The following is a 14,934-nucleotide window of genomic DNA, read 5'->3' on the forward strand; positions in this document are numbered from 1 at the left end:
AAGCTGCGCATGGAAACGGATTCGTATAAGGCTTCCTCGACAGCCGGGTCAGACAGGTTGAACCATTGTTGCAAGAAATAAATGCGTAGCATGCGCTCCACGCCAACAGGCGGGCGTCCATTACCTGACTTGGGATAATGGGGCTCTATCAGTTCGCATAGCATAGCCCATGGCACGACTTGGTTCATCTCGGAGAGAAACACTGCTCGCTTCGTCGTCTTGACGTAGCGTTCAAAGCCACCTTCGGCAAAGGTTGTCTGTTTCATGGCATTCGGGATTCAATGAGAATAGGCTTATATTAACGTTTCTGAATCAATACTCGGATACTTAATCAGAGATTCCTTAAGGTAAATTTTACCCTCACGATTTTGCAGGCTATATTCATTGCCTTGCAAGTGCATGAGCCTTTCCTGTCCTAAGGATGGCAAGGTCGATAATTCGAATTCTTCGTCCATAGAGCCGCTGACCAGTTTCACTTCATCTGAAACACTGACTGCCCCGGCCTTCAAACCGGGATCGGACAACAACATCCTGACATTGGCTGTGTTTGCAGCAACCCGTACACCCTCGCCGCTGATGGAATCGGGTATTTTTCTGAAGCTGGGCTTGACAGTCACCAGCCGCCAGCCCTTGCCTGCCTGCTGCAACCCCAGCCAGGAGCCGGTCTTGCCAACCTTGGCTTCGCTGGCATGATAGTCCTGTAGTTCGAGAATTTCAGAAGCCTGGGTATGCCAGGCACAGGTCATGCATAAAACTGTCAGGGCTAATTTTGCGATGGACATCAGGCTCTCCTGTTTATTTTCAAGTACAACAATCCCGTCATCAACATCTATTTTCTTGTGTACAGGCCATCAAAAGCGACTGCCCATATACCTTTGACGTCAGTAGATTCCCATAATTGGCGCGCAGAGCCATTTGCATTCGGTGTCCAGGTGATGCGGTGCAAAATTTTATGTCCCTCTGGAGCGAGGTTTTGCCCTTCAAGCACCATCTTACCGCCCTGCCAGCACCCCTCAAGCAATAACAAAGTACCGCTATTATCTACCCAGCTCTGGTGCCAGACTTTGCGCGGCGCATCATAGATATTCAAACTTTCGCCACTATAACCGCGCCCCGTGGTGTAGCGCTCGTGAATAACACAACCATCGTATTCACGCTGGATACTATTTGTTCCAGCCAGTTTGCCGTCCGGGGTATGCACCTGCCACTCCCCCAGCCAGAAATCAAATTCGCGCATGGCAGGATTTGAGCAGGCCGAAGTGGGGACATTCGCAGCGCTGGCAGCAGCAGTACCGGCCAATCCCAATCCAAGAATGGTGGCAAGGCTTGCAGCCAGGCGCAACAGCAAGCGCTGTACGCTCAATAATGTACGCATGGTCATCTCCATTTGCATCGCAAGGAATTTTTTCTAGTTTAATCCATGGCACAATAGCATGCATGAAAAATAAGCCCCAACTAGCCCTGCCCTACCGTATTCGTGCAGACTTACTGCAACAACTGGCTGCATTGAGCCATGCCGGCATCCCCGCACTGCAAGCTTTGCCCATGATCAAATTGCCTGCACCGTACCAAAGCCGGATGACGGCAACCCTGCATGCGGTTAAGCGCGGCAAAAACCTCGCAGATGCGGGCTTGCAAAGTAGTCTTTGGACCCCGCTGGAAGCAGGCTTGCTCAAGGCGGCACTGGCTGCCGGCGATCCAACCCCGACCTATCGCCACCTGGCCAGCTATTACGAAGAAAAAGCCCAGCAGATTGCCACGGTCAGATCAGGTATGACGCGGCCTATCTTGATGGGCATAGCGGCTTTATTCATCCCGCCTTTGCCACAACTGGTTGCCGGTTCACTGAGCGTGGGTGCTTATCTCTGGCATGCTGTGCGCAGCATCTTGCTCGCCGCAGGCCTGGTGGGAGGCGGTATTTATGCTTACAGGCGTTTCCAGATGCGTCCTGCAGATGCGCCTGCATCCTGGCTGGATCAGGTGCTGCTGGCCTTGCCGGTTTTTGGCGGCATGCACAAACGGCGTAATCTCTGCGATTTCTGGCAGAGTATGGCCTTGCTGCTGGAAGCGGGCCTGCCCATGTTTGATGCCCTGCCACTGGGCTTGCAAGGAGCCAGTAATGTCTTGTTGAGACGTGAGTTAGCACGTATTTTGCCACGCATGGAAAAAGGGGCAACTCTGGCAGAAGCGGTACGCTCTTTACCAGCTATCAACAACGACACATTATTGGGATTAATACAAACCGGAGAGGCCAGCGGTACCTTGCCTGAAATGCTGTCCCGTTATGCCAAGGGTGAAAATGCCAGCCTGATACTACAACAAAGACAGGTGGCAGAATGGATACCCAGAATTGCGTATGCCTTGATAGCATCAGTGATTGCCTACGGCATTTTAAACAGCGGCGCATTTCTTCCGCAAGTACCCAAGGATCTTTAAACAGAACGCATAACAGAACGCATTTCAGTTAAGGCCATGCTGGCATTTATTTACCACCGACGATGATGCGTTGCATATCGTTGGCAAACAAAATGGTTCCTGCATAATTCTTGCGTATTGCCGCTGTGCTTTCCATTTCATGTCCCAGGGTGCGTTTCATGCGGTGTGACAAAACCAGCTTGCCTGCTTTTGTCGCACCTGCGATGCGGCCAATTTCTGTCGGCATCATGTGCAGTAAGCGTGCCACTTCATCCGGGTCGTTTTCGCGGGCAGCATTATGGGCAACCAGCACATCCGTGCCTTGCGCCAGTTGATCCAGCGCCTGATCGCTGTTGCTGGTGTCACCGCTGAAAGTGATACTACAGCCCTTGCTCTCTACACGCCATGCCAACGAAGGTACCGGGCCATGCAAGACGCTGACAGCGCTTACCGTCAGGCTCTCATCAATATCGTAACGCTTGATTTCTTTAGGCTTGACGCTCACTTCTTCAAGCTCCATTTTGAACTGACTGCTGACATCAGGGTCAGCATAATCTGCCAGATAGGCATAAGCACCCGTGTCCCGGTTAAACAAAGCATGTGTGAATTCTTTGATACCTGGAAAAACCCCACGCTTGGGTGGGCCAAAAACACGCAGCTCTTTATCATAGCCAGCAAACGGCAAACCTTTGACCAGCGCAGGAAAATCCGCCGTATGATCGACATGAAAATGTGAGAAGAGCACAGCATCCAGTTCAGCCGGATTGGCGCCGGACTTTTCATAATTCAAGGCTGCCCCACTGCCAAAATCAACAAGTATCCTGGCTTTTTGATCCACCCAGACCAGATAAGAAGTAGAGGCACGCTGATCACTAAGTTCAGGCCCGCCGGAACCCAGTACTTGTACTACCAGTTTACCTGGCTGACAAACAGCGAGAACACAGTAGCTGACAAGTAACAAACTTGTGCCAATCAAGGATTGAACAAGGCGAATGGGATGCGAAAGAAATGGCATGAAAGGCTCCGCAGCAACTTATAAGTGACATACAAATTGTGGCAGAAAGCTATCGCGGGCACCAGAGCAGATTTGTAGTAATGTATAACATCGGCAGGGAAGACAAGAAATCTGTCTCCCCTTATTTTCAACGATGCTTGAAAACAATGCTTGAAATTACGCAGGCAGAAAACGCTTATTTCGATTTGCCTGTGATCGTGGTATCAGTTGCAGCAGCAGAGACTGCCGTATTCTGACCATTCTTTTCTTGCGTGTTCTTGCCTGCATTGGCTGAACGGCTGCTGCGCCATGTATCAAATTCTGTGGAGAATTTTTGATAGCGCTCTTTGCGCCAGTCGTCATAGTCATTATCCAGCGCTTCAATTTGCTGATTACGCCATTGGTGGTAATCAGGATCAAAATGACCGCCTTGTTGAGATTGGCGGGTATCTTCATAGCCACCGCGCGTTACTTGCTGACTGTTGCCACGGTTATACCCATCACGGTCGCCTGCATTCTGACGGGGATAGGTATTGGGGTTACGTTCATATTGGCCATTGTCGTTTGGATGATAACGGCCATCATTGGCCTGGTTACCATAAAAGTCCTGGCTGGATTGCTGGCCATAAGAACGACCGGACTGACCAGCGTTCTGACGATCGTATTGATCAGGATAAGAGCGGCCAGGACCATTATCATTCAGATAGCGCTGATCTTGCTGGCGGCCACCATCGAGGTCATACTGACCACTGTAAAAACCTTGCGAGCCGGTATTACGGCTTTGCAGTTGTTCGCGGCCAAAATCATTGGCGTAATGAGAGGATGCGTGACGTGCATCCTGATCTAAGTCATTATGGTGACCGTAGGCATCATGACGGCTACCGTTGTTAACATGATGTGACTTGATCTGACGATCACGGTCTTGGAAAGAATGGTCTTGTTGACGTCCGTTTTTCATATAAATCTCCTGAAAACTGATTAAACAAGCTAGCGCGAGATACGCACTCTCTTGAAATTCCAAAGGACCTGTATATGCTATTGCGGCAGAAATACAGGCTTGTGCTGGTCCAAAATAACAAGTGACTCACAAAAAACAACCGAGCTTTCCATGATCACTGAATGTCACTTTGAACACACCAAGGACAGTGTAATCAGAAGAGCAATTTTTACGTATCAGACCAGTCCTAAAAACCTGTAAGACTTGACTGTCGGACAGCAAAAAACAAAATCGCCAGCAATAGATTCGTAGCGAATCAGAATTTATGAGTGTCGGGAAAATGAAAATTTTCCGATGTGATTATTGTGATGGTTTTGAGGTTTTTGACGATAGTGGCGATGGTACCCATCATCAGGATTGCTCATGATGTACCACATGCTGCATAATCAGCGTTGGTTCTGCCAATGCCTGAGCTAAAAATGAAGGGCGCACATCTAATGTCATCAATTCTGTACGTTTAAACCAGGCAAAAGTCAGTTTGAGTTTTCCTTCGTTACCAATATAAGGTCCAGCAGATGTCAGCAGACGTGATGCGGGTGAGAGATGAACCAAAAAATATAGACCCAGTTCATGATGTTTTTGCTGTCGGTATTCAAAAAAATTCTCTACCGTCCACAAGAGCTTTCCGCATGTTACCTGCTCAGACAACTCCTCCTGCATTTCACGCACGACTGTGGTCGCAGCTTGCTCGCCCGCATCGACCCGCCCGCCTGGTACGCACCAGAATGCATCGCCTTCGATTTTATGCAAAAGCACCCTGTCACCATCCAGAATGATGGCAGCAGCCCGCAGGTTATAGCGGTATTCATCAATATCAAAAGAAATCATGGCTTGGACATGGGAAGATTGATCAGGCCTGGCCTGTTTCATTCGGCCACCAGCAAACTGGTGGCAATCTGCTGTGTGTCCTTCAAGGTTTGCAGTACGATGTTTGACCTTATATCAAGCACACCGGTGGTTTTATACAGGCGTTCAAGTACAAATGCTGAGTAGTGCTTGAGATTACGTGCTCGCACACGCAGCAGGTAATTGGCATCTCCGGTGATGATATAAGACCCGACAACTTCCGGCCATTGTTGCAGGGCCTGCGAGAAATTTTCATGCCATTGCTCTACATCGCGTCGCATGGTGACCTGGACAAAAGCATCAACTTCCAGGCCAACAGCAGCGGCATCAATGACGGCACAATAATGATGAATGATACCCGCCTCTTCCAGCATGCGCACGCGGCGCAGGCAAGATGATGGAGACAGGAATACCTTGTCAGCCAGTTCCTGATTGCTGATGCGGCCATCGGCTTGCAATTGCTGGAGAATTTTAAGATCGGTGGCATCGAGTTGCATTTGACAATCTCTTTTTTAATTTATGGCAAACCCTCTAAAGACAGAGGTACAGGCGCAGAGGCACAAAGAAACAAAAGACACACTGAGAAAAGCGAAGAAGCAGGAAAGCTTACTTGCAAGCTTCCTTTATGCCGCTGTGGTGAGTGTTTTTTAATTTATGATTACCAGCAGATGAAAAGAACAAGCAATTGCAAAGATGAAAACAATCTGGTGCCTTTGCGCAACGCATAAACCCATCAATGCATTTTATATCAATATTTCAGATATAAATCGCAGAATATTCTACTATTTCCGATTTTCATACTGCAATTTGCAAGAAAAATTCAGGCAATCCGGCATAAAATCTCTGCATATTTTTCATTAACCATAGCCCCGTGTAGATCGTTACAGCAAAGATAAATTGCTTTGCCTGTCACCAAACTTACCGGGCTTGATGCCAGCCCACTACGCGCTATATTAAGGAGTCTGTAGTAATGACACAAACCACCACCATCACCCGCAGCGATTGCGAAAAGCTAGACCAACAAGACCCGCTAGCCGCGCTTCGTGAAGAATTTGACTTGCCTGCCGGTGTAATTTATCTCGACGGCAACTCCCTCGGTGCGCGCCCCAAGGCAGCGCAGCAAAGGGCACAAGATGTCATCACCCGCGAATGGGGAACTGATCTCATCAAGAGCTGGAATACTGCTGGCTGGTTCGATATGCCATCTACCCTGGGCAACCAGCTCGCCCCTTTGATTGGTGCCGCAGATAATGAAGTAGTCGTCACCGACACGACATCAGTCAATCTGTTCAAGGCTATCGCCGCAGCGCTGCAGATACAGGCGACAGACAACAAACGCAAAACCATCATTACTGAGCGCAGCAACTTCCCTACCGATATCTACATGGCGGAAGGCATCACACGCTGGCTAGATCGCGGTTATCAGATCCAGTTGATAGATTCACCGGAAGAACTGCCAGAAGCCATAGATGACAGCACGGCGCTGGTGATGCTCACGCACGTGAATTACCGTACTGGCTATTTGCATGACATGGAATCAGTTACTGCCCTCGCTCATCAACATGGCGCTTTGATCCTGTGGGATTTGGCCCATTCTGCCGGTGCAGTACCGGTGCATCTGAATGCCGCAAATGCTGACTTTGCTGTGGGTTGCACTTACAAATACCTGAATGGTGGCCCGGGCTCACCAGCGTTTATCTGGGTACCTGCACGCCATCAGGAAGCGTTCCATCATCCTTTGTCCGGCTGGTGGGGCCATGCCAGCCCGTTTGCCATGAACCCTGGCTTTACCCCTACCCCAGGCATACGCCGCGCCCTGTGCGGCACCCAGCCTATCACTTCATTGGCCATGGTCGCCTGTGGCCTGGATACCTTCGGCAAGACCGATATGCAAGCCATACGTAAAAAATCACTGGCGCTGACGGACATGTTTATCGCCCTGGTAGAAGCCCGCTGTGCATCACACCCGCTGGAGCTGGTCACACCTCGCCAGCACCAGCAACGCGGCAGCCAGGCCAGCTTCAAACACCCGCATGCCTATGCCGTGATACAGGCGCTGATCAAGCGCGGCATTATCGGTGACTACCGTGAACCAGCCATCATGCGTTTTGGTTTTACACCGCTATATACCAGTTTTGTTGATGTCTGGGACGCGGCAGAAGGCTTGCGCGATATACTCGACAGCAAAGACTACGATGCCAACGCTGAACGTAATGCAGTGACTTAATTTAAAAACCCCTCAACACAGAGACACAGAGGATCACAGAGAAAACCTCAAAAAAACAGATGGTGAAGAACATCGTCTCAACTGTAAAAGATTTTCTCTCTTTTATGTTTTCTCTGTGCCTCTGTAGTTAATGGTTTTAAGCATTGAAGATATTTAAGGAAACATCATGAGCAACAACGAACAAGCTGGCAAATGCCCTATGTCATGGCATGGCGCGCAACTGGACTTTAGTGAATCCATGAGCTATGGCGATTATCTTGGCCTCGATCAGATATTGACTGCGCAACATCCACGCTCACCGAATCACAATGAAATGCTGTTCATCATCCAGCATCAGACCAGTGAACTGTGGATCAAGTTGATGCTACATGAACTGCATGCCGTACGCGTGCACATACGCAGCAATGATCTGCCACCAGCCTTCAAGATGCTGTCACGCGTGGCCCGCATCATGGACCAATTGGTGCATGCCTGGGATGTTTTATCTACCATGACGCCCAGTGAATATACGGCGATACGCCCTTACCTGGGTGCGTCCTCAGGCTTTCAGTCACATCAATACCGTGAACTGGAATACCTGCTGGGTAACAAGAACGCCAACCTGATGAGCGTGCACGAAAGCAAACCCGAAGTGCACGCAACCCTCGATGCATCCCTGCGCACACCGTCGATTTATGATGAAGCCATCATGCTGTTGTCACGCCAGGGTTTTGCGATAGATGCAGACCGCTTGCAACAAGACTGGTCACAAGGCGTGGTTGCCAATGAATCCGTCAAGGCAGCCTGGCTGCAAGTCTATCAAACACCAGAAAAATACTGGTCTTTGTATGAACTGGCAGAGAAACTGGTGGATATGGAAACCGCCTTCCGCATCTGGCGCTTCCGCCATGTGACGACAGTAGAGCGCATCATAGGCTTCAAAACCGGCACAGGTGGTACAGCAGGTGTCAGCTATCTGCGCAAGATGCTGGATGTGGTGTTGTTCCCAGAATTGTTTGCTTTGCGGACGGCTTTATAAACCAATGCTATGCTCAAGGCTCCATGTGAGCCTTGTTCAATATCTTTCTGAACGTCAAACTAATTCGCTCACCAGCCCCAGGTTCTTTAGGAATGGCGTGCAGCCATTCCTCTTGAATGCTTGCCGACATATACAGCAATCCTCCTGCTGGCAAAGGGTAAAAATATTCCTGGCTTTTATCTTGTTTACTGCGGTAGGCGATATGCCGCAAACTGCCAAGCGAGACGATGGCGACGCCACTACCTTCTGCCAGTTCATCAGTAGAGTCTGAATGAAATCCCATGCTTGAGTTACCATCCTGGTAAAAATTCAACAGGCAATTATTGGGTAAAAAACCGAGTTCATTTTCTACATCCTTACAAATCACCTGCAAGAATTGTGGCATCTCAGTCTCAGCATACGAGATTTGCGAGTAATCATAGGCAACGCCAAAGCTCGCCGTTTTACGGGCGCGCATTTTTTCATCCCAGATGACCTCTTTTTTCAAGAGATCAAACAAGTCCTCCGGTGCTGTAAGAAAATTTGGCTTCAAATAAATATTTGATGTTGACATGATTATTTCATTGGCGTTTGCTCAGGTAGCAGCTCCTCTGCATTGACGGTAGGTTCATGCAAAATAGTGTCAGTCTCCAGCACACGCTGCTTTTGTTTCCACAAGCTGCCGCTGGCAAATGCCGACCAACCCCATTTCAACCAGCCCAGTAATGACCATGCCAGCCACAAGGCCCACAGCAACATCAGGCCTCGATAGACCAGCATGGGGAGTGATAATACCCAGGCGGTTTGCAGGTCTGCCATTGCCCTGTCCAGGTACCATATAAGGCTATTGGCGCTGGAGCCATTGCCGACAACCTGCATGTCAGGCTGGCCCAGCAAGCCGCTTTGCACGGCATCCAGCAAGATGCACAGCATGACCAGTGTCAATACCGCCAGGCCCAACTGACGCAAATTGAACTGCCATCTTGCTGTGACTGTCTCAGCCGCTGCCGCGCGCCGGACAAATGCAAAGAACCAGGCCACCACCAGAGCTGCGCACCACCAGGTAACCTGGGTTAAACCCAAGGTCAGCAACAGCCATTGCCGGGTCGTGACAGGCAAGCCTGCATAACGGCCAAGGGCGACCGCAACCAGCAGCAGGACGATGAGCTTGCCCCAGAACAGGATGGCAGGCCCTATGCCGGGCCCACTGGCGAGCAACAGCCAGCGGTCTCTTGGCAAGATCAATTGCAAGGTATGGTTAACACTGGCCTGCTGCAAATTCACAGTAGCAGTCGTATAGCTGACAACTGCGCCCTGATCGAGACGCCATTGCACTTCTATGTCTTGCGCACCTGGCACTACCGGCAACACCAGTTGCCTGCCATTGGCACGCAATGGCCTTAACTGATGATTGATATTCACACGCTGCAATACCGCACCCTCAGGCAAGGTCAGGGTGTAGTCGCCGCCACGGCTGCTGCGCAAATGTAGTCTCAGTTGATAATCTGTAGCCCTGCTGCCTGGGCTGACGAGCAAGCGGCTTTCATCGATGGTAAGGGTTTGTCCGGGAATGGCTTGTGGACGTTCTACAGTGATAGCCAGGGTTTCGCCCGGCCATGGCCGGAACACCAGATCAGCACCGCTCTCACCATTGCTGGCATCACTGGCGAGTGGCGGTAATCCTGTCGTGCCCAGATGCCAGATACCCGAGGCAGCAATAACCCAGGTTTCTACCCAATTACTTTGCTGCGCAAGACTCAGTTTAAGCTGGGCAGTTTGTGGCAAATTCGAATGCCACTCCATGCTCTCACTTTGAGGCCCCAGATTAACGGCAACCTTGCCATCCCTGATATTCAAACCAGCAGTAGTGACTGCCTCACCCGGCAATAATGGAATTTGCGCCAACACAGGCTGGCCTGAAGGAGACAGGCGCGAGACTGTGGTTTCGACCTGCCATTCCTTGTCCAGTATCAAGCGACGGGTGACACGTAAAAAACTCGGCAAAGCATTCGCCTCAGTCTTGCTGCTGGCCTTGATGCGGCGGTTGAATTGCAGGGTATCGGCAACACCAGAGTCGTCCGACAAACCTGACACATCCCAGCCATCTGCATGTACATCGACCTGTCTGGGCTTTTGCGGCAAGGGCAGTTGCAAGGTATCGCCCTGCATCAATTCGCCTGTCAGTTCCAGCCTGTGTCGTCCTGCCGGGGCCAGCAACCATATGGTTCCATCGTCGGCACGGCTTATGTAGGCTGGCTTGCCGTCCAGTTGCGCCTGCACAGGCAGCCAGTGCTTGATACCGCCTGGCAATGGCAAGGCAACTTCAATGGCGGCATCAACATCCAGCCCTAGCCGGACGCTGTTGCCATTGATTTGCACCATCATGCGCGAGATTTCTGCACAATTTGGCAGGCACTCTGCCGGGCGGGTTAATTTTTGTTTTAACTCTTCAAGCTTTCCATTATCCGGTATCTGGGCATATGCAGCTTCACTGTAAACAGCGGGAAGTGCAATCAAGCTGCACATCACCAACAGGGACGCGGCCTTGCCCAGGCCATGCCATGGCCATCTGCCAACAGCTGGTTTGTCACTGTCCGAAGGCCCCTGATCTGATCCTTTTCTCAATTCGCTCACGCACAGCAATAAGAAGCCCAGCAGTATCAGGCGCAACACAACCAGCAGTTTATTTGCCCACGGTGGCAACAGCCATAAATCCAGTTGTTGATCCTGCCTGACCGGGCCATCAAAAATCAACTGATGGGAACGCCAGTTCCAGGTGGGTAAGCCCGGGCCAGTCTGCACCTTGGCATCGGGGTCCAGCACTTGATAGTTAGTTGCGCGTGAACCGGTAAGTGCCTTGGGACTGGTCATACGATAGGATCGTACTGCGTCCGCTTTGGCGAGTTTTTCGGCAGCGCGCTCGGCTGGTTTGACTTCCTCTACCATCCTCGCTGGAGGCGGAGGTGGTGACGCAATTTCAGCATTGCTACCACCCTGCACTTCTGTATTAGCATCGACTGGCATTGCAGCTGGCGCAGCGGCAGGTGTTGGCGACATATCGCCTTGAACTGCCTGATACCTATAAGCTGCACTACCATCGGTCTCAAGCACAGGGTACAAAGCTGAACGTACCTGTTGCGTGGCAAATGACAGCGTCAGCAAGACCAGCACCAGCAAACTGACTTGCTGCAGACGCTTGATCCAGATCTGAAAGCGGCTGGCTGGCAAGGCGCGCAAAATCGCGGTCAGCGCCAGCAAGACTATCCATGAATAACGTGGTGCATCTGCCTCCTGATAAGACAGCACCAGCGCAAACAAGGCAAGCGCGCCCCATTGCCTGCCCCACAACTTGCCCGCAGCCAGCGCAATCACCAGCACAAGGAAAAAATCGAGCAAATTCCAGCGAGATAGCCAGGCTCCCTCGGCCCTGTCAGTTCCGCCAGCATGCAGTAAACGCCAGCCTGCCGGCAAGATCAATTCTATGGCCAGCTTGTCAAAATCCTTTTGCCAGGTCACGGCAGAAAGCTTGCGGGTGCTATTACCGATCACACTGTCAGCACCCACATCAATGCTGCCGCGCTGGATTTCTATGCCAGCCAGCTTGTCACTGCCACGGGTGATCAATTGGTCTTGTCCGGCTACGCTGACACGGCCAAGTTGAGCGATATTACCCATGGTCAGGCGGTTGGAATGACTGATGTCACCTTTGATCTGGTCACTCATGGTCAGGGTGGAGCCATCAAAACTCAGCCACAGACGGCGTTGCAAAGACAGTTTATCCGGCGCCGGATCACTGTCGCCACGGCGTATCTCCTTGAAGCTGAATGTACTGCCAGTACGCATGAGATATGCTGGCAAGTTACGCCATTCTGGCGGCAAGGTAGTTTGTTGCGGATCAACGGTGGATGGTCCTTCTATCGCCACGGTGCGTATCAAGGGAGTTGCTTCATAAGACCAGACTTCTTCCTCAGTACCTTCGGGCATACTGAGGGACTTGGAAGAACCGGACTGACGCGCCAACAAACGTATTTCCCATTTGCCTGCCCTGACCTGTACTGTCATGCTGCCATCCGGCTTCAGGCTGGCAGGCAAGCCAGAGCGTAATTCCAGCGGAATCAAATCTGGCAAGAGTGCGCGTTCCAGTTTGATCTCCCTGCCCTTGCCGGAGACTTCAAGCCGGATATAAGTCTCTACCATGACCGGCACACCATCCGTGATTTTACGGAAGGTGCGTATCTGGATTTGTTCGCCACTGTCTGCATCGGCTTTGCGTTGCATCCACAATTGATTGCTTTCATCCCGCACAGGGAAATTCACTGCTTTGCCATTCAAATCCAGCTTCAATAAAGCCGTATTTTGTGGCAGGGGTAAAAACTCTGGTACTGTAGTCCAGATAAATTTACCTGCCAGTTTATAGGTACCACGCGTCAGTTTTATAACGGGCATTTCATCGCGTGCCAGTACTGCCTGTGGTTTGCCATTGACACTGACCTCTTGCGGCCAATGCAGGGCACTGCCCGGCAAATAAACCCAGGTATCTCTATGCACTTGCATATCCTGGGCAAAACTCGCCCCCTGCGCATTTACTTTTATATCCAGCAGGCCGGGCCATACGCATTGCTTTTGGCTGGCGTCAGCACCTTGTTGCGGACAACCGAAGTTTTCTACGCCATCAAGTGCCCATGGCACCCAGCTCTTTAGAGGGTCGGGAACGGCACCGACAGGGAATTCAGCAGCCTGGCTGGCGTGGCTGAGCAATGAAGCAAATAAAACGATGACTAAGGCTGCAATGCAATTCTTCAGCATTCTGTATCCCTGATGGTTAAGATATGGTCACGGCAATTATAGTGGCATATTTTGCAATAGCACCCGGTGTTGGTGATTTTTATTTGCAAGCCTCTTTGCCTGGTTAAAGCAGAAATCATTATTGACCTGCCTGAACTTCACAAGCGCTACATGACGCGGTATGACGCCTGCATGACATAAGGTACGGCCAGAACAGCCAGGTTCTACCACATAATACTTGTCGTTTTATAAAACTATACCTTGCACGAAAACATAGTTTATTGACAAATAAGTAGCGATACTGCGCCCGCTGCGGTGCCTGTAAGCCACCACTCTGCAAGCCTGCAAACAGATTGCGCAGAATTTATACAGGCTCCCGGCATTCCATTCTTTCCTGAAGATACTGATGACATACTTTTATGGAACCATGCATATGCGCTTGAACAATATACTGAGTGCCGCCTGCCTCTGCGGCGTGCTCGCTGCCTGTGGTGGTGGCAGCTCCAACTCTACGCCTCCCGTCACCACGCCAGCCGTAGAAGTACAAAAACCGGCAACACTATTGACCGGAGATGCACTGCGCGCCGAGGTTGAGCGCTTCCGCAGTACCAACAATTTTCCCGCGGTTTCTGTCACTATCGTCAATCAGGATAAAGTAGAAAACGTCGTGACAGGTACCAGACAAGTCAATGGCAGCCAGGCTGTACAAAGTACAGACCTGTTCCAGTTGGGTTCGCTGACAAAAGCGGCTACCGCCACTTTGGTAGGCCGCCTGGTGGAACAAAAGAAGCTACGTTGGGACAGCACGATAGCAGAGATATTCCCTGCCTGGCGCACGCAAATCCGTGCTGAATATTTGAATGTCACGGTAGAACAATTACTGCGCCACCGCTCTGGCCTGCCACGTGAAGTGAATGATGGAACCATAGAAAAGGCCCTGCCCTTGCTGACTGGCGATTTGCTGGCAGACCGCCGTGGCCTCGCCGTTTTGTTATTGCAAGACGCTCCTGAATACCCACCCAACAGCAAGATGGTGTATTCAAATATAGGTTATGCCCTGGCTGGCCTGATGGCCGAGGTCGCAGGTGGTGACAGCTATGAAAACCTGATGCAGAAAGAAGTATTTGCACCATTGGGTATCAAGGGGCGCTTTGGTTTTCCTGAAGATGCAGGCGTCAATAACAATATTGGGCATACCCTGGTCGGCGGCAAGTGGCAGGTCACATCATCTCTCGTCGATCCCCGCTACGCATTTTTTATCAATGCTGCCGGTGGCATGAATCTGAGCCTGGCTGACTATGGTCTATTCTTGCGTGAACAACTACGCGGCTTGCAGGGCCAGAGCACTTATCTGACTCAAGCCAATTTCCAGCTGATGCACACGCCTGTCGATAATTATGGCATGGGCTGGGGTATCGCCACTGTTCCTGGGCTGGGTAATGTCAGCATACATAACGGTACAGAATTGACTTATTACGCCAGTAACAGAGTAATCCCCAGCAAAAACGTTGCTATTGCTATCGCCTGCAATTGCTATAACGAAGCCGCCATCAGCAAGCTGGACGATTTTGCAGACTCGCTGATGCAGCCGCTGATACCTAAATAATGACAAACCGGCTGAGGCCAATAAACTGATGCTTTGTGCCCGATGCTTTGTGCCCGATGCAGGCACA

General features: G+C 50.9%; 13 protein-coding genes. 4 read left to right on the plus strand and 9 right to left on the minus strand.

The features are described 5' to 3' along the window. The 3 genes from ACO0LL_RS29185 to ACO0LL_RS29195 all read right to left on the minus strand — a co-directional run. Positions 1-266 (minus strand): transposase (locus ACO0LL_RS29185; protein WP_422954336.1); only part of this gene is annotated, 266 nt, incomplete at its 3' end. Positions 267-293: 27 nt separating this feature from the next. Next, on the minus strand, positions 294-782 hold the full coding sequence (locus tag ACO0LL_RS29190) for a hypothetical protein (RefSeq protein ID WP_422954337.1): 489 nt from the start codon (positions 780-782) through the stop codon (positions 294-296). Between the two features lie 47 nt (positions 783-829). Continuing rightward, on the minus strand, positions 830-1,375 hold the full coding sequence (locus ACO0LL_RS29195; protein ID WP_422954338.1) for a hypothetical protein: 546 nt from the start codon (positions 1,373-1,375) through the stop codon (positions 830-832). A gap of 62 nt (positions 1,376-1,437) precedes the next feature. Here ACO0LL_RS29195 and ACO0LL_RS29200 point away from each other — a divergent pair, with 62 nt between their 5' ends. Beyond that, positions 1,438-2,436 carry a type II secretion system F family protein gene (locus ACO0LL_RS29200; RefSeq protein ID WP_422954339.1) on the plus strand — a complete coding sequence of 333 codons (999 nt, stop codon included), beginning with the start codon at positions 1,438-1,440 and terminating at the stop codon, positions 2,434-2,436. 46 nt (positions 2,437-2,482) lie between these two features. Here ACO0LL_RS29200 and ACO0LL_RS29205 read toward each other — a convergent pair whose 3' ends face one another. From ACO0LL_RS29205 to ACO0LL_RS29220, 4 genes are all read right to left on the minus strand, one after another. Continuing rightward, entirely contained in the window at positions 2,483-3,376 is an 894-nt protein-coding gene (locus tag ACO0LL_RS29205) for an MBL fold metallo-hydrolase (protein ID WP_422954340.1), read from the minus strand. A gap of 229 nt (positions 3,377-3,605) precedes the next feature. After that, complete coding sequence (locus ACO0LL_RS29210) at positions 3,606-4,367, minus strand: hypothetical protein (RefSeq protein ID WP_422954341.1); 762 nt, start codon at positions 4,365-4,367, stop codon at positions 3,606-3,608. A gap of 390 nt (positions 4,368-4,757) precedes the next feature. Further along, complete coding sequence (locus ACO0LL_RS29215) at positions 4,758-5,234, minus strand: NUDIX hydrolase (RefSeq protein ID WP_422954342.1); 477 nt, start codon at positions 5,232-5,234, stop codon at positions 4,758-4,760. 38 nt (positions 5,235-5,272) lie between these two features. Next, positions 5,273-5,749 (minus strand): Lrp/AsnC family transcriptional regulator, encoded by a 477-nt coding sequence (locus tag ACO0LL_RS29220; protein WP_162040649.1) that lies wholly within the window; start codon positions 5,747-5,749, stop codon positions 5,273-5,275. 473 nt (positions 5,750-6,222) lie between these two features. Between ACO0LL_RS29220 and kynU the strand changes: the two genes are divergently transcribed. Together kynU and kynA are read left to right on the plus strand one after the other, a co-directional pair. Further along, positions 6,223-7,479 (plus strand): kynureninase, encoded by a 1,257-nt coding sequence (gene kynU / locus ACO0LL_RS29225; RefSeq protein WP_422954343.1) that lies wholly within the window; start codon positions 6,223-6,225, stop codon positions 7,477-7,479. A 166-nt stretch (positions 7,480-7,645) separates the two neighbouring features. Beyond that, on the plus strand, positions 7,646-8,497 hold the full coding sequence (kynA, locus tag ACO0LL_RS29230) for a tryptophan 2,3-dioxygenase (protein WP_422954344.1): 852 nt from the start codon (positions 7,646-7,648) through the stop codon (positions 8,495-8,497). A gap of 13 nt (positions 8,498-8,510) precedes the next feature. Here kynA and ACO0LL_RS29235 read toward each other — a convergent pair whose 3' ends face one another. Together ACO0LL_RS29235 and ACO0LL_RS29240 are read right to left on the minus strand one after the other, a co-directional pair. Next, positions 8,511-9,050 carry an alpha-ketoglutarate-dependent dioxygenase AlkB gene (locus tag ACO0LL_RS29235; RefSeq protein ID WP_422954345.1) on the minus strand — a complete coding sequence of 180 codons (540 nt, stop codon included), beginning with the start codon at positions 9,048-9,050 and terminating at the stop codon, positions 8,511-8,513. A gap of 2 nt (positions 9,051-9,052) precedes the next feature. Next, a complete protein-coding gene (locus tag ACO0LL_RS29240; RefSeq protein WP_422954346.1) occupies positions 9,053-13,282 on the minus strand; it encodes a hypothetical protein in 4,230 nt (1,409 codons plus the stop codon). 412 nt (positions 13,283-13,694) lie between these two features. On the opposite strand from ACO0LL_RS29240, the gene ACO0LL_RS29245 reads away from it, so the two are divergent. Further along, a complete protein-coding gene (locus tag ACO0LL_RS29245; RefSeq protein WP_422954347.1) occupies positions 13,695-14,867 on the plus strand; it encodes a serine hydrolase domain-containing protein in 1,173 nt (390 codons plus the stop codon). Positions 14,868-14,934: the final 67 nt, after the last annotated feature.

This window comes from Undibacterium sp. TC4M20W (assembly GCF_049340245.1).
Taxonomy (GTDB): domain Bacteria; phylum Pseudomonadota; class Gammaproteobacteria; order Burkholderiales; family Burkholderiaceae_D; genus Undibacterium.

Bases quoted from the DNA above. Each gene is read 5' to 3' on its own strand.
- ACO0LL_RS29200 (WP_422954339.1), top strand. From the start codon at position 1,438: ATGAAAAATAAGCCCCAACTAGCCCTGCCCTACCGTATTCGTGCAGAC.
- ACO0LL_RS29240 (WP_422954346.1), bottom strand. From the start codon at position 13,282: ATGCTGAAGAATTGCATTGCAGCCTTAGTCATCGTTTTATTTGCTTCA.
- ACO0LL_RS29245 (WP_422954347.1), top strand. From the start codon at position 13,695: ATGCGCTTGAACAATATACTGAGTGCCGCCTGCCTCTGCGGCGTGCTC.
- ACO0LL_RS29210 (WP_422954341.1), bottom strand. From the start codon at position 4,367: ATGAAAAACGGACGTCAACAAGACCATTCTTTCCAAGACCGTGATCGT.
- ACO0LL_RS29190 (WP_422954337.1), bottom strand. From the start codon at position 782: ATGTCCATCGCAAAATTAGCCCTGACAGTTTTATGCATGACCTGTGCC.
- ACO0LL_RS29195 (WP_422954338.1), bottom strand. From the start codon at position 1,375: ATGCGTACATTATTGAGCGTACAGCGCTTGCTGTTGCGCCTGGCTGCA.
- ACO0LL_RS29235 (WP_422954345.1), bottom strand. From the start codon at position 9,050: ATGTCAACATCAAATATTTATTTGAAGCCAAATTTTCTTACAGCACCG.
- ACO0LL_RS29215 (WP_422954342.1), bottom strand. From the start codon at position 5,234: ATGATTTCTTTTGATATTGATGAATACCGCTATAACCTGCGGGCTGCT.
- ACO0LL_RS29220 (WP_162040649.1), bottom strand. From the start codon at position 5,749: ATGCAACTCGATGCCACCGATCTTAAAATTCTCCAGCAATTGCAAGCC.
- kynA (WP_422954344.1), top strand. From the start codon at position 7,646: ATGAGCAACAACGAACAAGCTGGCAAATGCCCTATGTCATGGCATGGC.
- kynU (WP_422954343.1), top strand. From the start codon at position 6,223: ATGACACAAACCACCACCATCACCCGCAGCGATTGCGAAAAGCTAGAC.